At 36.3% G+C, this 17,999-nt stretch carries 19 protein-coding genes; 11 read left to right on the forward strand and 8 right to left on the reverse strand.

From position 1 onward, the window contains the following. Positions 1-253: 253 nt before the first annotated feature. Complete coding sequence (locus tag VXS03_RS12640; RefSeq protein WP_327764099.1) at positions 254-706, reverse strand: DUF3069 domain-containing protein; 453 nt, start codon at positions 704-706, stop codon at positions 254-256. A 213-nt stretch (positions 707-919) separates the two neighbouring features. Between VXS03_RS12640 and VXS03_RS12645 the strand changes: the two genes are divergently transcribed. From VXS03_RS12645 to VXS03_RS12665, 5 genes are all read left to right on the forward strand, one after another. Further along, entirely contained in the window at positions 920-1,894 is a 975-nt protein-coding gene (locus VXS03_RS12645; RefSeq protein WP_327764100.1) for a GGDEF domain-containing response regulator, read from the forward strand. Positions 1,895-2,075: 181 nt separating this feature from the next. After that, positions 2,076-2,735, forward strand: a complete 660-nt coding sequence (locus VXS03_RS12650; RefSeq protein WP_327764101.1) for a YceH family protein — start codon at positions 2,076-2,078, stop codon at positions 2,733-2,735. A 112-nt stretch (positions 2,736-2,847) separates the two neighbouring features. Further along, positions 2,848-3,135 carry a GIY-YIG nuclease family protein gene (locus tag VXS03_RS12655; protein ID WP_327764102.1) on the forward strand — a complete coding sequence of 96 codons (288 nt, stop codon included), beginning with the start codon at positions 2,848-2,850 and terminating at the stop codon, positions 3,133-3,135. A gap of 85 nt (positions 3,136-3,220) precedes the next feature. Next, a complete protein-coding gene (locus VXS03_RS12660; RefSeq protein WP_327764103.1) occupies positions 3,221-3,763 on the forward strand; it encodes a YaeQ family protein in 543 nt (180 codons plus the stop codon). A 320-nt stretch (positions 3,764-4,083) separates the two neighbouring features. Next, on the forward strand, positions 4,084-4,740 hold the full coding sequence (locus tag VXS03_RS12665) for a YdcF family protein (protein WP_327764104.1): 657 nt from the start codon (positions 4,084-4,086) through the stop codon (positions 4,738-4,740). Between the two features lie 100 nt (positions 4,741-4,840). On the opposite strand, the gene VXS03_RS12670 is transcribed toward VXS03_RS12665, so the two are convergent. The 3 genes from VXS03_RS12670 to VXS03_RS12680 all read right to left on the reverse strand — a co-directional run bounded on the left by VXS03_RS12670 (position 4,841) and on the right by VXS03_RS12680 (position 7,766). Then, positions 4,841-6,208: a TrkH family potassium uptake protein gene (locus tag VXS03_RS12670; protein WP_327764105.1), complete on the reverse strand. Its 1,368-nt coding sequence runs from the start codon at positions 6,206-6,208 to the stop codon at positions 4,841-4,843. Beyond that, positions 6,205-6,867 (reverse strand): potassium channel family protein, encoded by a 663-nt coding sequence (locus VXS03_RS12675; protein WP_327764107.1) that lies wholly within the window; start codon positions 6,865-6,867, stop codon positions 6,205-6,207. The genes VXS03_RS12670 and VXS03_RS12675 overlap by 4 nt, the downstream gene beginning before the upstream one ends. 539 nt (positions 6,868-7,406) lie before the next feature. Next, positions 7,407-7,766, reverse strand: coding sequence for a VanZ family protein (locus VXS03_RS12680; RefSeq protein WP_327764109.1), 360 nt, complete (start codon positions 7,764-7,766; stop codon positions 7,407-7,409). 211 nt (positions 7,767-7,977) lie between these two features. Here VXS03_RS12680 and VXS03_RS12685 point away from each other — a divergent pair, with 211 nt between their 5' ends. Next, positions 7,978-8,307, forward strand: coding sequence for a hypothetical protein (locus VXS03_RS12685; protein WP_327764111.1), 330 nt, complete (start codon positions 7,978-7,980; stop codon positions 8,305-8,307). A 68-nt stretch (positions 8,308-8,375) separates the two neighbouring features. On the opposite strand, the gene VXS03_RS12690 is transcribed toward VXS03_RS12685, so the two are convergent. Together VXS03_RS12690 and VXS03_RS12695 are read right to left on the reverse strand one after the other, a co-directional pair. Further along, the gene (locus VXS03_RS12690) at positions 8,376-9,758 is read right to left on the reverse strand and encodes an endonuclease/exonuclease/phosphatase family protein (RefSeq protein WP_327764112.1); all 1,383 of its coding nucleotides are present in this window, start codon (positions 9,756-9,758) and stop codon (positions 8,376-8,378) included. A gap of 164 nt (positions 9,759-9,922) precedes the next feature. Continuing rightward, the gene (locus VXS03_RS12695) at positions 9,923-10,456 is read right to left on the reverse strand and encodes an NADPH-dependent FMN reductase (RefSeq protein WP_327764113.1); all 534 of its coding nucleotides are present in this window, start codon (positions 10,454-10,456) and stop codon (positions 9,923-9,925) included. A gap of 133 nt (positions 10,457-10,589) precedes the next feature. Between VXS03_RS12695 and VXS03_RS12700 the strand changes: the two genes are divergently transcribed. Continuing rightward, a complete protein-coding gene (locus tag VXS03_RS12700; protein ID WP_327764115.1) occupies positions 10,590-11,489 on the forward strand; it encodes a LysR family transcriptional regulator in 900 nt (299 codons plus the stop codon). A 138-nt stretch (positions 11,490-11,627) separates the two neighbouring features. Further along, positions 11,628-12,152, forward strand: a complete 525-nt coding sequence (gene speG, locus VXS03_RS12705; RefSeq protein ID WP_327764116.1) for a spermidine N1-acetyltransferase — start codon at positions 11,628-11,630, stop codon at positions 12,150-12,152. Positions 12,153-12,217: 65 nt separating this feature from the next. On the opposite strand, the gene VXS03_RS12710 is transcribed toward speG, so the two are convergent. Then, positions 12,218-12,877, reverse strand: a complete 660-nt coding sequence (locus VXS03_RS12710; protein ID WP_327764117.1) for a glutathione S-transferase — start codon at positions 12,875-12,877, stop codon at positions 12,218-12,220. A gap of 183 nt (positions 12,878-13,060) precedes the next feature. Between VXS03_RS12710 and VXS03_RS12715 the strand changes: the two genes are divergently transcribed. Together VXS03_RS12715 and VXS03_RS12720 are read left to right on the forward strand one after the other, a co-directional pair. Next, positions 13,061-14,494 (forward strand): coniferyl aldehyde dehydrogenase, encoded by a 1,434-nt coding sequence (locus VXS03_RS12715; protein ID WP_327764118.1) that lies wholly within the window; start codon positions 13,061-13,063, stop codon positions 14,492-14,494. Continuing rightward, the gene (locus VXS03_RS12720) at positions 14,487-14,921 is read left to right on the forward strand and encodes an RDD family protein (RefSeq protein ID WP_327764120.1); all 435 of its coding nucleotides are present in this window, start codon (positions 14,487-14,489) and stop codon (positions 14,919-14,921) included. The genes VXS03_RS12715 and VXS03_RS12720 overlap by 8 nt, the downstream gene beginning before the upstream one ends. A gap of 85 nt (positions 14,922-15,006) precedes the next feature. Here VXS03_RS12720 and VXS03_RS12725 read toward each other — a convergent pair whose 3' ends face one another. Continuing rightward, positions 15,007-15,579, reverse strand: a complete 573-nt coding sequence (locus VXS03_RS12725) for a PhnA domain-containing protein (RefSeq protein ID WP_065176687.1) — start codon at positions 15,577-15,579, stop codon at positions 15,007-15,009. A 340-nt stretch (positions 15,580-15,919) separates the two neighbouring features. Between VXS03_RS12725 and VXS03_RS12730 the strand changes: the two genes are divergently transcribed. Next, positions 15,920-17,206: a trypsin-like serine protease gene (locus tag VXS03_RS12730; RefSeq protein WP_327764123.1), complete on the forward strand. Its 1,287-nt coding sequence runs from the start codon at positions 15,920-15,922 to the stop codon at positions 17,204-17,206. Positions 17,207-17,999: the final 793 nt, after the last annotated feature.

Raw genomic sequence — 17,999 nt, forward strand, 5'->3', positions numbered from 1 at the left:
GTTATTTAACTGATAAATAAAATATAATCAATCAATAATATAATTATAAATTAGCAATGAACAGGAATATGCCTAATGAGTACTCCTTATGTTATCAGAGGTTGTTTTTTATCAATAAACAGATATATATGACGTAATTTTGACAGTTGCTAATGTTAATTATGAGTATCTATAAATAAATGACGCCAGTAATTAAAAGAAAGAAAGAGCAAAACACTCTTTCTTTTCGTCTTATTTTTCGTGGAAATGAGGATTATTTTTGAAAAATCTCAGTAAACTCACGCTTCATTGGTGGGTTACGACGTGCTTTTTTCAATTGTTTACACATGTCTTTCACGCAGTTAGCTAATACTTTATCAAGCATTGATGCTTTGTATTCAGCTTGGTCGTCTGCACTCATGTCTTCTGGGAATTTAGTGTCTTGCATCTCACCTAGAAAATCAACGCCAGAGTAGCTTTGACTTAATGCAACTAGAGAATGGAATTGTTCAAAATTATCCAAAACATTTTGTGCGCTTGCTGGTAATGCATTCCATGCTTCACGTGATGTAGGTTCTGATACCTTATAAACGTTTACAAGCATATCAATCAACTCTGCTGGCACTTCTTCAAATGTCACGACTTGGCGAAGTTCTGGAGAACAGTCATCTAATGTATATACTGTCTCATCGATGATTTGCTCTTCGTTGTTATTAATTTCAGACATAGTTTTTCCTAACGCATTGTGTTTTGTGAGGAGGAATCCTATATTCCTACTGATAAATGTCAATATATGATTATAAAAGTCATAATAAAATTTATTTTAGTGAATAGTCATGGTGTAATCACGCTGTTAAGTTTTTTTTTTATAAATAGAACATATGGCATGAAGAATGCAATAAGTTTTATATTATATGGTTGCAATCGTAAAGGATTTAATATGGGAGTGATGCGGATTTTAATTGCCGATGATGTCGCCAGTGAGCGATTATATTTAACGGCATGTCTAACAAACCTAGGTCATCATGTTAAGTCAGTATCATCAGCAGCTGAACTGCTGAAGTGTTACACAGAATTTCAGCCTGATTTGTTATTAATTGATATTGAGATGCCAGAACAAAATGGTATTGATTTAGTACATACCATTCGGCTTCAGTATCCAGAGTGGGTACCGGTCATTTTTTTAAGTGGCATCGATGACCCTCATGTTATTGCAAAAGCTATTGATGTTGGTGGGGACGATTATCTAGTTAAACCCGTAAATCCAATTATATTAGCGGCTAAAATGCAAGCTATGAGTCGTATAGCAGTAATGCGGCAACGGTTAGAACATACAACGTCGCAGCTACAAAAAGTAAATAAATTATTGTTAGAACAAGCGAATAAAGATCCATTGACGAAATTGGCTAATCGTCGTTATCTTGATCAAAAGTTAACCGAATTTATTTCATTACATGGTCGGAATAATTTACCTCTGACTATTATTTTGCTAGATGTTGATTTCTTTAAGCTTTTTAATGATTATCAAGGGCATATTGAAGGGGATAATTGTCTCAAATTATTGTCATCAAATTTGAAAAAAACATTTAATAGAGCGGGGGAAATTTGTGGTCGATATGGCGGCGAAGAATTTATTATATTGATTTGTAATTGTGATGAGAAGCAAGCGATTAAAGAATGTCAGCGGCTAAAGGATGCAATTAAAAAATTGGCGATACCGCACGCTAATTCATTAATTAGTGATCAGCTAACGGTCAGTCAAGGTGCTATTTCTTGGGTACCTACAGGGTTGGAATTAGTTGAACATTTATATCAAGCCGTTGATACTTTGTTATACCAAGCAAAAGAAAATGGACGCGATCAATTTGTTACTGCTGAATATCCTCATTCTTTAGTGAGTCATAATGAAAACTAACTTTTACTTTGCTGTGGTTAAAAGAAGTGTATTTTGAGAACCTAACTACTTGCTGGTAAAGATAAATGTGCTAATCTTCTAAGAGTATTTTGACACTGTATTGTAGTAATGGCTTTTCAGAGATGAGTGTCGAGATCTTACGTTTATGAAAAAGCCATTGAGTGAGATGAATAGGATGATCATGGATATGCAATTAACAGAACAACAGGCTCGAGTGATTGGTTGTTTACTTGAGAAAGAAATTACTACTCCAGATCAATACCCATTAACGCTTAATGCGTTGACGACAGCATGTAATCAAAAATCAAGTCGTGAGCCTGTAATGGCACTCGATGAAGCAACGGTACTTGATACGGTTGAAGAACTGAAAGAAAAACGTATGGTGAGCGATGTATCCAGCTTTGGTAGTCGTGTCTCTAAGTTTCAGCATCGTTTTTGTAATACTGAATTTGGTTCATTACAATTTACCAAGCAAGAACTGGCAGCCATGATTGTACTGCTACTACGTGGTCCTCAGAGTGCTGGTGAAATTCGTACTCGGACTAACCGATTATGTGATTTTGCCGATACCCAAGAAGCTGAAGTGGTACTTGAACAGTTAGCATCAGCGGATAAGGGACCTTATATTATTAAGTTACCAAAAGAATCAGGTAAACGTGATTGCCGTTACATGCACTTACTCAGTGGTGATATTGATATCGATAATTACACTCCAGCTAAATCAGTTGTTGCAAGTACCGCTATTAGTGAAGAGCGAATTATTGCATTAGAATGCGAGGTTGAACAATTAAAGCAACAACTCGTTGAATTGCAATCAATGTTAGAGTCATTAACAGAGTAGTTTCTATTTTCTAAGAATACTGGTAGATTGTCTCGCCAGTTTTACTGTCGTTTTATCGTTTATATAGGCTCAACATTATATGTTGGGCCTGTGTGTTTTTAGGCCTGTTATTATGTCATCCACACCTTGGTTTGTTTATCTTATTCGAACTCACAAAGGAATGCTTTATTGTGGTGTCACGATTGATGTTTGTCGTCGGTTTGAAGAACACCAATATAGTAAAAAAGGGGCTAAATACCTAAAAGGTAAAGGCCCTCTAACATTGGCGTGGTCACAACAAGTGAATTGTAAACGTGACGCAATGCGGTTTGAATATTTTATTAAGAAACGACTAACAAAAGCACAGAAAGAAAATCTTATTCAACAAGATATATCGTTATATAGCTTGTTTTCAGATTAAAATAATATGTATATTTTGTGTAGGTAATAAGCATATACGCTGTTATTTGCACTTGTTGTTTAGTTATCATTTTGAAGGGTTACCCATGGCGATCAGTGCCACTATATATAAAGTAAACATGAACGTAGCAGACATGGATCGCCATGTTTACCTCGATGGTCAGCATACTATTGCTTGCCATCCATCTGAAACATTACAACGCTTCATGCTACGAGTGCTTGCTTGGGGATTAAATGCAGATCCAGAATTACAATTTACTAAAGGTGTAAGTTCTGCAGAAGAACCTGATTTATGGACTAAAAATTTAGTTGATGAAATTGAATTGTGGGTCGAGTTAGGTTTACCAGATGAAAAACGTATTCGTAAAGCATCACATCGCGCTAAGAAAGTGATTGTTTACGCTTATGGCGATCATGCTGCTCCTGTATGGTGGCAGGCGAATAAAGCTAAGATTAATGCATTGAGCAATGTATCTGTTGTCTTTATACGTGATGAAGAACTAAAAAGCTTAGAGACATTGGTTGAGCGTTCAATGCAACTGCAATTAACTATTGAAAGTGAGCAAGCGTGGTTAAGTGACCAACATGGAACCAGCATTGCGATTCTTCCTGAATGGTGGCAGCGTTAATTACTTCAGCTATATATGGAGTAATAATTAACTGAGTGGAGTAAGTGTAAGCTTGCTCCACTTTTTTTATGCTACGATAGTCTTATGGTATTTGTATGATGGTATAAATACCATGATTGTTGATGTAACATATATTGGTGTTTAGGATATTAAAATACGACTTATTATGAGATTAATATTTTGCATATTAGCAATTCGCAAATTATTATTTAATTTTTCGTTATTGAAAGAAAATCTTTAACGTTATATTTTATTATCAAGGCTAGTTATTTTAATCGCCTATGTTTTAAATGTAATGTATTGATACAAAGGGATTGATTATGTCCGTAGGAATTTATCGTTCAGCTAAAATTATTTGGGATTATCATTTATTGCAGCAGCCATTAGTAAAAAGTGATTGCTTGTTTGTATTGTGCAGTAATGATACTAGGGTTGCAGAATATGCAGCTCACCTATTTTTAAAAGGCTATGCACCTTATATTGTCTTCTCTGGTAATGTCGGTGAGATCACTCAGGGGTTATTTCCATGTTCTGAAGCTGAGTATTTTGCGAATATTGCTCGTGAATTGGGAGTGCCAAATGACTGTATTTATATTGAACCTTTAGCAACGAATACTGGGGATAATATAATAAAAACGCGTGAGCTACTTATCAATCAAGACCTTGATCCTCAACGATTTATCTTAGTTCAAAAACCATTTATGGAACGCCGAACTTTAGCTACATTTGAAAAGTTATGGCCAACCAAAACCGCACAAGTGACATCACCGCGATTAACATTTGATGAGTATGCAAATGATGTGATTAGCTACGGTGATATGATTAATGTGATGGTTGGGGATTTACAACGAATCCGTTATTATCCTGAATTGGGTTTTTCAACAGAGCAAGATATTCCAGCGGTGGTATGGCAAGCTTATGAGAATTTAGTTGCCGCTGGCTTTGATGATCATTTAGCCACAAATATTCCTCGCTAGCGATCTCATAGGTAAATAAAAAGGCGTGTTTCTTTGATTAGGAAACACGCCTTTTTATTGAGTATAGCTGGAGATATTACGTTACTGCTTTATATTGCTATTAACCAGCAGCAACATTATCTTCAGGATAACGTAATAATGTTGGCTTTGGACGAGCTAACATATAAGCCAGTGTTAGTGGACCTAAACGACCAATAATCATTACAATAATAATAATATATTTACCTGGTTCAGACAGTGTTGCTGTTAAACCCGCAGTTACACCCACCGTTGCAAAGGCTGAAATAGTTTCAAACATCACCTCATAGAACGGCGCTTTTTCTGTCAGCATTAAAGCAAACATCGCAATCAACAGTACAATGCCACTGACGACAATAATAGCTAATGATTTTGTTACCGTTTGATTTGATATTGTACGTTTAAAAAGTACAACACGATCACGCTGCTTTAAGAATGACCATGTAGCCAAAATAGCCACAACAAAGGTCGAGACTTTAATACCACCACCTGTTGATGTCGGACCGGCACCAATCAGCATTAATAACATCAGCACTAATAAACCAGGCTCTGTAAACGCACCAATATTGACGCTATTAAAGCCAGCAGTACGAACGGTTGCTGATTGAAAGAATGCAGCTAGCCATTGCCCAGAGGTATTCAAGCTTCCAAGTGTTTGCATATTATCGTGTTCAAGTAACCAAATCATCACCGTACCTGACAATAATAATATGGGTGTTGCAATAATCATTATTTTTGAATGCAGTGATAAAAAATGGAAACCACGATGTAAATTACGTTGTAAATCTGAAATAACAGTAAAGCCTAAACCACCTAAGATAAATAACATCGCAACAGTAATGATTACCAATGGATCATCAACATATTGAGTTAAGTTATCTGAAAATAGTGAGAAACCGGCGTTATTAAACGCTGAAATAGAATGGAAAACGGCAGTAAAAAGCCCTTTATCCCATCCCATCATTGGTACCCAGCGTAGTGATAGAAAAAAAGTACCAATCAATTCACAGACAATAACAAAGATAATAATGTGCTTAACGAGTAAACGAATATTGATGAATTTTTCTTGCCCGAGTTGCTCTTTTGTTAGCGATTGTTGGCGTAAGCTAACGCGTAAGCCAAACATATATAACAAAACAGCAGATAAGGTCATTTGTCCAAGACCACCAATCTGCATTAAGATCATTAATAACACTTTTCCGCTGGTTGAAAAGTGAGTACCAGTATCGACAACGCCTAATCCCGTTACACTAATAGCAGATGTTGCGGTGAACAGAGCATCAACAAAACTGAGTCCTGATACAGAAAAGACGGGTAATGTTAATAAAATTGCGCCAGGGATCAAAATAGCCAAAAAACTAAAGATGATAATTTTGGGTTCTGACCACCGTTTATCGCGCTTATTGGTTTTTATTGGGACATACATTGTCCGATTAGGGATAAAACTCATAACTTTCTTAATGTTTCTGATAATACATCTTCAGGGCCTGTAATAATAAGGATGTCACCAACTTGCATTTCCATATCCATATCAGGAGCCTTACGTACTTCTGGACCACGCTTAAGTGCTAATACTTGTGTCGCATCGCTACCAGCACAAGGGTGCTTAGATATAGGCTTGCCCATATTTCGAGCGGTAACAACAACTTCAGCTAATGAAATACCGCTACCTAGCTCTGAAAATTCAAATACACGTTTATCGAGCATGTTACGTGCAATACGAATACCCATATCAAGTTCAGGTCTTATGATCTTATCAGCGCCAATTTTTGAAAGGATTTTACAATGTGGGGCATCTTTGGCTTTGACCCAAACTGTTTTTACACCGGCATCTTTAAGTAATAGGGTCGTTAATATATTGGCATTGATGTCATCACCAATAGCAACCATGACTAAGTCATAATCATCAAGTTTAAGTTCAGCAATGGTTGCTTCATTTGAACAGTCAGCAACAACGGCTTGCGTTGCAATATCAGCAGCCTTACGAACACATGTCTCATTAATATCAATAGCCAGTACTTGTGCTCCTCGTTCGCTAAGCTCTTCACACAGAGACATACCAAAGCGGCCAAGGCCAATAACAGCAAACTGTTTGTCTTCAGGATTCATTTTCTTTCCCCACATTACTTTAGTGTAATGCTTTATTTGTTTTGTTGTTGATTGTAAAAACATTAAGTTAACAAATTAGCCATTACTATGCTATCTGAGCGTCCTTGTTCTTATGTCATTTTGTGTTATGACGATATACATAGAAACATCAAATTCCAGTTAGAGATAATTTTTCGGATATTGCTCGCATTTTTTAGGTAATTCAAGCTAGTGAATCATATGCATTGTTTATGGCTTTTTTTATAGAAATCACGCGATACCGATAACCATTTGATTAAAAATGTTTTTTCATTGATTTTGTTAATTATGATCAGTCTAACTATTGAAAATAGTAATCTTATATTTAGCTCTAAATATAATTGACACATAATATATGCTGCATTATCAGCCTATATAGTACGGCTTTTATTATTTTAGAATAGTTTAAAAGAAGTATCATAATAGGCTAGATATGCCGTTTTAGGTAAAATAGACGTAAACGATCCTGATTTTGTCATCGGCGAGTCAGGGAATATAGAAAGTTTTCTAGATATAAATGATTAATTTGTTTTCTTACAAATAAACGCAATAATTCTCGCGATAATGAAACCACAAATCAACCCGCCAGTATTTGCTGCAAGGTCAAGCCATTCACCATAACGGTTAACGTAAGGTTGAATTAACTCAATGGCACCACTCCAACAAAAGAAAAATACAGCGATCCATTGCCATTGTATTGGTTTAACAAAAGCGACTGCAAACATTAACGTTGCATAAGCGATAAAGTGATGGGTTTTATCTGTTCCTGAGACTACGGGTAACTCTGCTTGAGGTGTTAAAGATAAGACTGTTATCAGTACAAGAATCAATAGGCTAATAAGTTTCCAGTGCGAGTGAAAAAGTTGGCTAAAGCGTGACATGGTCGATGTATCTCGTAAGAAAATATTCTATAAATTATATCGTTGCTGATTAGTGATAACAACTGGAATGCATAGTGATAACTATGGTGAATAGACGTTAAATGAGTGTAGTGTCAAACTTATTTACATTCGTATTAATTATAATTGAATAGAGTATATTGATAGTAACATTCTATTATATATCGATATTATTCGTAAAATGACGTTCATCATGGCTAAAGTTCATATATCTAATTTATTTCATACTTTTCAACGGACATTATCTATTATGGTTGCTGGTGAGGCGATAGAAGCGAGAACGTTTAAAAAAGATCGCGGCATCGTGGTATTAAAGCAAGATGCGGAATATTTTGTGTTTAAGCAATTTGGTTTTGATTCACAAATATTAATGCTAAATAGCACAAGCTTACTAAAGCAATTAAAAAAATCTATTGTTAAAGAGTTTCCACGTAGCAATATGGCGTGGATTACTCATTTTGAGGAAGTGACTTCTATTGAGTCTCTTACAGCAGATCATCATCCTCAACAACGTTTGTTTTAAATAAAAAACGCTTAACCTAATGATTAAGCGTTTTAAGTACATTATTTAAGATATCAATATTAACTGGTTTATAATGCGGCTTTTATCCATACCATGCGGTGATCAGAAGAAACATCTTTTCCTTTGCCTGTTTTACCAATTCGCTCGTCATTCACAAGTACGCGGCCTTGTTCACCATGCGCTGGCCAATATACGCCAGAATCTGTAATAGTAAGGTTATTAGATGGAATTGCATGATCGACTTGTAAGCCAAAATTACTGGTTAACCGACTAGGATAAGGATTATCTTGACGACATTCTTTATCACTATAGCAACTTTCAGCGCCTAAACTTGTTGGTGTTAATGCGCCGTCACTTGCATTTTGGTTAACACGATGGTGCATTAATAAGCTTTCAATAGTTTGACGATAGCCATCACCAGCATAGGGATCAGCATTTAAATCGCCAACAATCACAAATTTCTCATTTTCAGCAAGGCCACCATTTGTGCCGTTATCATCATAAATGAAGTCGCCATTTGTGATGTAGTTATTCCAGAATTGAATTTCATCACGGTTCTTCATTTTATTATTTTGAGTCACGGTATCAAAAACGGGTGGTGTTGGATGTGACATTAAAATATGAAGCGTTTGTTCCCCTTCTGCGGTCGGAATAATAATTGGTGCATCGACATGATTTTTTGATGATAAGCGTAGTTGCTGCCATTCATCTGCGCTATACCATTTATCACCACATGCCATGCCTTCAGGAATGGGATTTTTAGCATCATTACAATTGGTGATTATTGGGTTTTCAGCTGAAGGTAGATCTTTCCATTTAAAGGTTTGGAATGTACGCGTCTTTGCTGTATCAATTTTATATTGAGACATTAATGCGAAGCCGTATTGGCCGTGATAGACGCCAAATCCCCAAGCATCATTAGGCCCCGAATTTACTTTGCCATCATTATTAAGGTCTAAGCTACTCATTAAACCGGTATTAGTGGCGTAGCTTTCAAAGAAAGGGTATTGAATAGGATCTAATGTATCGCCACCAGTGATGCTGTTAGGGCTTTGTCCAATGGATAAATAATTATTTTGGAAGCCAGTCAATGCCGCTGTATTTTCACCCGTTCCATCATTATTAAATTCAGCTAATAAAATAATATTCGGGCGTTGTGTTTGAATAATCGCCGCGACATTACGAATTTGAATAATTTTTAGTGCTTTGTTTGTTTGAGCACTATTTAGCGTCTTGGCGTTAAAACCATCGATTAATATTTGTTGTTCTGCTGGTGATGTTTGCATTTCATCAACCAGTTGTTCAAAACTATTACGATCAAACGAAAGATTAAAAGTTGCGACAGTAACATTATTGGCAATAGGTGCAATGTCATTGGTATTATGACTATTACACCCAGTTAATAATGCTGAAGTAATGGCAATCGCAGCAAGACGTTTAATTAATTTCATAAATAATCTCAGTAATTTAGCAACACGCTGTTCAATGGAGAATGTGCAGTATACTGATGAATTTGTTAATAATAGTGATCGCTATTGCACTTCCTTGCAATTAATACGTACATGGTATGAGGAAATTAATAACTCTGGAACTAAGATCAAAATATTATTAAATGTTATTTATGATTGGTTAAGCTATGCGCTGCAGTTGTTAATGCGGCATCTAATTCAATGTTAGTGATTTTGTTGATAGTCAGATCAAAATTATTATAAAAACTAGGAATAGAGAGTGATGCTTTTACAATTCCTGCAAAGTAAGGTGCTGAGTTAACTGCAGTTGTTAATACAGTGTTAGCGCCACCAGGACCCGGTGATGTGGCTAATAATAGCATTGGTTTATTTTGATATACTTTAGGATCAATGCGTGATGCCCAATCAAATAGGTTTTTATATGCGGCAGTATATGAACCGTTATGTTCTGCATACGATATAATTATGGCATCAGCTTGAGCAATACGATTTAAGAACGCTTGAGCTAGTGTTGGAATACCTGTTTCTGTTTCGCGATCAATACTATAAAGCGGCATTTCAAAATCATTAATATCTAAAATGTCTACATCAGCCCCAGGCACTAATGATGCGGCATACGTTGCGAGATGTTTATTGATTGATTGACGACTGTTACTTGCAGCTAAGGTTAGTAATTTCATTTGAGTTCCTTGCAACGTACATTACGTTGTTATCAATAATAAGGTTAGGTAATAAATCCCTAATTGCGTGAATTAAGTGTATATTAGTAGCTAAATATAATTAATAGCATAAAAGTGTTTTAACTGTTTCCATATGACTAATAATAAATTATTTGATGGTATTGTGGTTTTTGTTCAAGTTATTAAAAGTGGCGGTTTTGCCGCGGCTGCTGAGGCTTTAGGCCACTCTAATTCTTATATAAGTAAAGAGATTAATAAGCTTGAGGCTCGTTTAGGGGTTCGGTTACTCAATCGTACGACCCGATCTGTTGCTTTAACACCTGAAGGTGAGGTCTATTATCAAGAATGTTCGCAATTGATCATGGATGCTGAACAAGCGCTTGGTTTGATGTCACAAAATAGCGTAAACCCTAAAGGAACACTTAAAATAAGCTGCCCTGTATGGTTAGGGTCTCAATATTTACAACAGGTATTTAGTGAGTTTTTAACGCTGTATCCAGAAATGCAGCTAGATATAGATCTGAGTGATAAAACAGTAGATGTTGTTGCTGATGGGTATGATCTTGCGATTCGTGCGTCAGCGATGTTAGCGGAATCGAGTTTAATTTGTAAACGCCTTTTTAGTTGTAAAATACATACTGTGGCATCGCCTGAATATCTTCGACACTATGGCATGCCAACACACCCATCTGAATTACATCAACATCATTGTCTTTGCTACAGTAACTTAAAACAGGCCAATCGTTGGCAATATACCGATGCAGAAGAGAAACTTTTTAATGTTGATGTTCAGCCAAAGTTACGATGTAACAATACGCCAATGACAGTTGCAATGGCGGTAGATGGCATGGGTATTTGTCACGTGCCAGCCTTTTATATCGAGTCACAACTACAACGTGGTGAGTTAACAATATTATTACCTGAGTTTGATAAGACATTGGTGAATGTGTATGTTGTTTATCCAAGTCGAAAACATTTATCAGCAAAGGTAAGACGATTCATTGACTTATTAGAACGCAGAATGAGCAATTGACAGTGACTTGAGTATTTAGATGTAAAATTTTACATTATTTACCTTTTATTTTTACGTTTTAGTGATATTTTCTAGTCCTTAATAAGTTGATCTGTATATTATTCTAGAATAGTGATTTTTAGGAAATGGATAACCATAATGAATAATGAAATTCGCCTTCGCGCCTTAGAACAAACTGATTTACGTTTTATTCATCAGCTAAACAATAACCGTGCCATCATGTCTTATTGGTTTGAAGAGCCGTATGAGTCGTTTTATGAGCTGGAAGAGTTATATCGCAAGCATATTCACGATAGTACTGAGCGACGTTTTATTGCAGAAAATAATGATAAAGAGTCAATTGGGCTGGTTGAATTAGTTGAAATTAATAGCATTCACCGCAGTGCTGAGTTTCAGATCATCATTGCTCCTGATTTTCAAGGCTGTGGTTATGCACGCGCATTAATTAATCGAGCATTAAATTATGCTTTTACAATCTTAAATCTTCATAAAGTGTATTTACATGTAGCTACAGCAAATGAAAAAGCTATATATTTATACGAAGAATGTGGTTTTATTGAAGAAGGTCATCTAGTAAAAGAAATCTTTATTAATGGGCAGTACACTGACGTAAAACGGATGTACATGCTTCAAGATGAGTACCTGGCAAGTCGTAATAAATAATTGTTATCACCCAGACAGTGCAATATTGTCTGGGTGATTTAGACCAATGGTACATGAGAATAAAGTTATGCCGTTTCATAAGGTGATGAAGATGTGGATGGTTCTGATTGCCACAATGGTTTCTTTTTCATTACTCGCGAAAAAATAGGATCTTGATAATGCTGCTCTAGCCAAGCTTTTAATTTAGGGTAGGGGGCGTGGCGAAACCATTGTCGTTCAACATGAGAAAATTGACGAATAAAGGGCAAGATAGCGTAGTCAGCTAAACTTGGGTGATCGCACATAAAGAAGCGGTGTTTATTTAATCGTAACTCAAGATCATCGAGAAAAGATTGGCATAAATGACGGTAAAGCGCACCATCTGGATTATGGTAACGAACATTTGCTTTGTAATGTTCTAATGCAGCAATATATTTACAATCATTACGTGCTATAAGATTGATCATATCAGTGAATAAATGCGTACTATCGGCTAATAATAAATTGTGCGGATCGTGCTGATTTAAAGCCCACACCATAATTGATAAGCTTTCATCAATATAATCACCATTACTTAAGACTAATAGCGGAACGGTCCCTTTTGGCGTAATGCTAAGCATCTCAGCGGGCTTATCTGTGAGTGATATATCACGTATGTCTATTTCTTGCTCGGCAAGTCGCAGGCCTAAACGTGCTCGAATAGCATAGGGGCATTGACGTAGCGTGTACAGTATTGGTCGCGTCATTTTATCCCTCCGAAAAATTCCGTCCTTAATGGGGTAAGTTTAGTGCAAATCTTGATAATTGATAAATTTAACGTATTCAACTGTATTGTTATTAAAGATAGTGATACTACTATTTGCACATGCTTATTTTCATAATTCACTACAGCTAGATGTATTATGTAGCGAATATTATAGAGGAATATTATGAGCGATTTGTTGATAGCAAGCAGACTTGAGCAATATCGTCAGCGTCAATATGATGCTTTTATGCAGCAACCGATGCCGACAGTAGAAGAGCGTATTGTTGCTTTAAAAGCATTAAAGCAATTGATAACTCAGTATCAGGTACAAATTTGCCAAGCTATTGCAGCTGATTTTGGGTGCCGCTCTGCAAGTGAAACCGCATTATTAGAAATATTTACGTCTTTAGAATCGATAAACGATGCAATTAAACATGTAAAGATGTGGATGAAGCCTCAGCGTCGACAAACTTCTTTATGGTTTAAGCCCGCAAAAAATAGTGTGATTCCACAACCATTGGGAGTTGTTGGCATTATTGTACCTTGGAATTATCCGCTTTTTTTGACTATCGCACCGATGGTTGCTGCAATTGCTGCAGGTAATCGAGTCATGGTTAAAATGTCAGAAAATTCTCAACATCTATGCCAACTATTACAACAATTGTTTGTAGGTGAATTTAATGAAGAACAGATTTGTATTGTTGCTGAAGAAGGGCAAACAGGGATTGCTTTTTCACAATTAAAATTCGATCACCTTATTTTTACGGGTTCAACTACGACAGGTAAGGCCGTTATGGCTGCTGCGGCAACCAATTTAGTACCTGTGACGTTAGAACTTGGCGGTAAATCACCAGTTATTTTGACCGATGATTATGATGTGAAGATAGCATTATCTCGTATTCTGGGTGGTAAGGTTTATAACAGCGGTCAAACCTGTGTTGCTCCTGATTATATGTTGATCCCACAAGCATTAGAAGGTGAGGTAATTCGTCAAGCTCAAGCGATTATGGCACAGCGATTTAGTGATATTCAGCATCCTGATTATACCTCGATTATTGATGATACTTCTTTTTATCGTTTATGTGATACCACCAAAGATGCCATCGAACAGGGCGCAAAGGTCATTAATTTGATCCCTCAGTCAGAGCCAAATCCACAACTACGTAAATTTCCATTACAGCTTATTTGCCAACCAACAGAGACAATGATAGCTATGCAGCGTGAAATCTTTGGGCCATTATTACCAATAGTGACTTATCAAACACTTCAACAAGCATTGGATTATATTAATACACGCGAGCGACCATTAGCGCTGTATCTATTCAGTAATGATAAAGCGGTACAGCAACAAGTATTAAACCATACGCGTTCTGGCGGGGTTGCAATCAATGATGTTATGTTACATGTCGCGCAGGATGATTTACCTTTTGGTGGCATTGGGCATAGCGGTATGGGACATTATCACGGTCGAGAAGGGTTTGAACGGTTATCAAAAATGCGTCCCGTAATGCATCAAGCAGTGATAAGTTCAACTAAATATCTCTATGCACCTTATGGAAAAATCGGTAAACGGTTAATTAACTTTATTATAAATAGAAAGTTATCTCGATATGAATGAGCAAATAACAATAACGTATGTCGGATTTTGGCCTCGAGTATTAGCCAGCTTGGTTGATACTGCCATTGTCACTTTGATTACAGCGCCATTTATGTATCTCGCGTATGGTGAAATGCACCCATCTAGCGATAGTTTTGCTGTGGGACCGATGGATATAATGATCAATTATTTATTACCCTTTGTGGGGGTGATTTTATTTTGGATTTATAAATCAGCTACACCAGGGAAAATGGTCATTAAAGCGCAAATAGTTGATGCTAACACTGGTAACAAACCCAGTGTGAAACAATCGGTGATACGTTACTTAGGCTATTTTGTGTCGACCATTCCTTTCGGACTTGGCTTAATGTGGGTTGGTTGGGATAAAAAGAAGCAAAGTTGGCATGATAAATTAGCCAATACTGTTGTGGTCAAATCATTGCAATAGAAAAATAAAACCACCGATGTTATACAAGAAAGCCCCTGCTGATAATATCAACAGGGGCTTTCTTTATTCTCAAATACAGTAAGAATTACTTCTTAGTGTAAGCTGAGATGATCACCATTTGCACACCGTCAGCACGACCTTGGATGTGAAGTGGGTTATCAGTCAAGCTGATGTTACGTACTGGCGTACCACGCTTGATAACCATGCTTGAACCTTTAACTGGTAGATCTTTAATGATAGTTACGCTATCACCAGCTTGAAGGATTGCACCGTTAGCATCACGAGTAGGGATTGAAGCTTGTTCTTCTTCAACAAGACCTTTTTCAGCCCATTCTTTAACGTCATCTTCTAAGTACATCATGTCAACGAGATCCATTGCCCAATCAGTTTTAGTTGAAAGACGCTTAAGCTGGCGATATACCATAACTTGAACAGCAGGAACCTGGCTCCACATGGTGTCGTTTAGACAACGCCAATGGTTTTCGTCAGTCGTTTCTGGATTCTCAAGCTGACCACGGCAAGTATCACAAAGTAGTACACAGCAACCCGCGCTCTTGTCTTCAGAAGCAGGAACAGCGTATACCGCTAGATTGTTTTCAGAAGAACATAGCTCACATTTTGATTCACTACGCGTTTTTAATGCTTGTTCGATAGTCATGGGAATTGTCCATTGATTTATTGTGCCAATATTATGCCGTTCTATTGTACAGAAGAAAAGCAAACATGTCCCTGATCACGAAATTTATAGTACAACAGACTGTTTAATATCCAGCATGCTTTGTTTTATTAACTGAGTTAGTTAATTGTTGTTTCATATTTAACAATGTTGATACGGAGTGCATTTATAAGATAGTGCCAAACATTTATATAATAGATGAGTAATATATTGAGTAGTTACATTAAAAAATGAAGCTTATCGCACTGTGCTGGTTTCGATCTTTGCCTACAACATGTTAAGAGTAAACTATCGCGATTACTATTAAGTTTAAGGGAAAAGGATGTTCCAGTATAAATACAGTGTTTTGATGTTAGCGATTGCTGCAAGTATAAGCACGTCAGTATGTGCATCATCAGATACAATAGTTTCACCTTACGTTGTTGGTGGTCATGATGTTGATACTAATACTCCAGTTAGTGAAAATTTTATGGCATCACTACGCAATAATAAAGATGGAGAAACCCCTTTTTGTGGCGCGACGATTATCAATGATCAGTGGGTATTAACGGCAGCCCATTGCGTGGTAACAGGAAGTGATAAAAACGCAGAAATATTAGCACCGTCTAATATTACGATTACTGCTGGGTTACTTAATAATAGCTATCCACAAAAAAAACATATATTTTCAGCTACGCATGTGGTGATACATCCCGCTTATAGTCCAGTAGCAGTGATAAAAGAGACAACAGTTAATGATCAAGTGATCACTGAGATTGTTAGTTCGGCATTGGATAACGATGTTGCTCTAATTCGGGTAAATCGTAAGTTTGTTGGTTTAGGTAAAGTTGCATTATCGACCTTATCGCAAACACAATTGATTGAGGAACAGTTAAAACAAGAATGGGAACAAGCCAATAATCCTATTCCTACAGACCATCGTCCTGAAAATATTACCGTTTTAGGGTGGGGAGCAACGACAATAGAGGGAAGTAAGCCATCAAAAACACTTAAACAGGCTAAGTTGAGTTTCTTCCCTATTAATCTTTGTTATGAGCGTATTGAGTCTAATGATAACCCGGGCTTAATTATTGATAGCCCAGCAAATATTACTAAATTATGTACATTGCCTCCTGTGGTTATTGCCGATCTTACTGGTGCCGATGCTTGTAATGGTGACAGCGGAGGTCCTATTTTTGTTATTGATAGTGAGGGCAATCCGTTACAGGTAGGTATTGTCAGTGGCGGTACGGCTGGTAATCCTGTTTGTGGTTCAATGACTAGACCAGGTTTCTATGCTCGTGTAGGAAACTATACTGATTGGATTGTTGAAAACAGTAGTAAAGTGCCGACATATCCTATAACACCTCCTGATTTTCTTAATGATAAATACGGCGATCAAGATGGTGGTGACACAGGCGGCGGTGACACAGGTGGCGGTGACACAGGCGGCGGTGACACAGGTGGCGGTGACACAGGTGGCGGTGACACAGATGGTGATGGGTGCAATGATAGCATTTCAGCGAATAATTGTAATATAGGCAAAGATAGTGATGGTGGCGGTAGTTTCGGTTTTATAGGCTTATTATTACTTTGTTTAAGTGCGTTTTTTAGACGTTTAAGAAAGTAAGCAGAGGATTGTAACCGAGTCAAGTGAGTGTTGATGAGGTTCTAATTGTAGATTGAGACGTTATTGATGTGGAAAGTGGCTTTTTTAGCTACTTTCCATTTTTTTTATAATTTAAACAATATATTGCTTTTTTCAATATTAAATTTTTATAGTGCAGACTCTCATTTCTCAAAAGAGTACAAAGATGCTTTTATGGTTATTATTAGCTTGAAAAAGTCGTTCAAATCGTATGTATAACTTACATTTTTTTAACAACCAAAGCGTTTTAAATAATAAATAAAGTAAAAATAAGTTTTATCTATTTAGCTATTAAATTTATCAATATTGTGTTTTTTTATTATTATATAATAATATCAATGCGTTATGTTTGGGTATGGGTTGTTGTAATATATTTTTAGTTAATAATATAATGTTTTATTATTTTATCCACTAAAATGTATTTATCCACAGAAGCTGTGCATAACTCTGTGGGAAATTCGCTAAAGCTAGATTTGGTGCAGCCTCTGGTAAAGTCAACAGATAGTTAATTGAATTTCATTAATAACTATAAATTTATTGATTTAGTGCAATGATCAAACAGAAAGCGTGTTTTATGTATTTCGTATTCAAATAAAGTTTAATCTTTAAAATTTAAAACTAAGGAAAAATAGTATTTAAAGTAAAATGTTGAACGTTTGTTTTTATTACTGATAACGATATATCTGTTGATGGGATTTTGGTTTATACAATAAAAAAACCTATACCATAGAAGAATTTAGAAGCAAAATAGTGTGATCTGTGTTTTGAAATGAGG

This window comes from Photobacterium sp. S4TG1 (assembly GCF_036040035.1).
Lineage (GTDB): Bacteria > Pseudomonadota > Gammaproteobacteria > Enterobacterales > Vibrionaceae > Photobacterium.

Coding starts and splice junctions, on each gene's coding strand:
- VXS03_RS12640 (WP_327764099.1), bottom strand. CDS start 706: ATGTCTGAAATTAATAACAACGAAGAGCAAATCATCGATGAGACAGTA.
- VXS03_RS12645 (WP_327764100.1), top strand. CDS start 920: ATGGGAGTGATGCGGATTTTAATTGCCGATGATGTCGCCAGTGAGCGA.
- VXS03_RS12650 (WP_327764101.1), top strand. CDS start 2,076: ATGGATATGCAATTAACAGAACAACAGGCTCGAGTGATTGGTTGTTTA.
- VXS03_RS12655 (WP_327764102.1), top strand. CDS start 2,848: ATGTCATCCACACCTTGGTTTGTTTATCTTATTCGAACTCACAAAGGA.
- VXS03_RS12660 (WP_327764103.1), top strand. CDS start 3,221: ATGGCGATCAGTGCCACTATATATAAAGTAAACATGAACGTAGCAGAC.
- VXS03_RS12665 (WP_327764104.1), top strand. CDS start 4,084: ATGTCCGTAGGAATTTATCGTTCAGCTAAAATTATTTGGGATTATCAT.
- VXS03_RS12670 (WP_327764105.1), bottom strand. CDS start 6,208: ATGAGTTTTATCCCTAATCGGACAATGTATGTCCCAATAAAAACCAAT.
- VXS03_RS12675 (WP_327764107.1), bottom strand. CDS start 6,867: ATGAATCCTGAAGACAAACAGTTTGCTGTTATTGGCCTTGGCCGCTTT.
- VXS03_RS12680 (WP_327764109.1), bottom strand. CDS start 7,766: ATGTCACGCTTTAGCCAACTTTTTCACTCGCACTGGAAACTTATTAGC.
- VXS03_RS12685 (WP_327764111.1), top strand. CDS start 7,978: ATGGCTAAAGTTCATATATCTAATTTATTTCATACTTTTCAACGGACA.
- VXS03_RS12690 (WP_327764112.1), bottom strand. CDS start 9,758: ATGAAATTAATTAAACGTCTTGCTGCGATTGCCATTACTTCAGCATTA.
- VXS03_RS12695 (WP_327764113.1), bottom strand. CDS start 10,456: ATGAAATTACTAACCTTAGCTGCAAGTAACAGTCGTCAATCAATCAAT.
- VXS03_RS12700 (WP_327764115.1), top strand. CDS start 10,590: ATGACTAATAATAAATTATTTGATGGTATTGTGGTTTTTGTTCAAGTT.
- speG (WP_327764116.1), top strand. CDS start 11,628: ATGAATAATGAAATTCGCCTTCGCGCCTTAGAACAAACTGATTTACGT.
- VXS03_RS12710 (WP_327764117.1), bottom strand. CDS start 12,877: ATGACGCGACCAATACTGTACACGCTACGTCAATGCCCCTATGCTATT.
- VXS03_RS12715 (WP_327764118.1), top strand. CDS start 13,061: ATGAGCGATTTGTTGATAGCAAGCAGACTTGAGCAATATCGTCAGCGT.
- VXS03_RS12720 (WP_327764120.1), top strand. CDS start 14,487: ATGAATGAGCAAATAACAATAACGTATGTCGGATTTTGGCCTCGAGTA.
- VXS03_RS12725 (WP_065176687.1), bottom strand. CDS start 15,579: ATGACTATCGAACAAGCATTAAAAACGCGTAGTGAATCAAAATGTGAG.
- VXS03_RS12730 (WP_327764123.1), top strand. CDS start 15,920: ATGTTCCAGTATAAATACAGTGTTTTGATGTTAGCGATTGCTGCAAGT.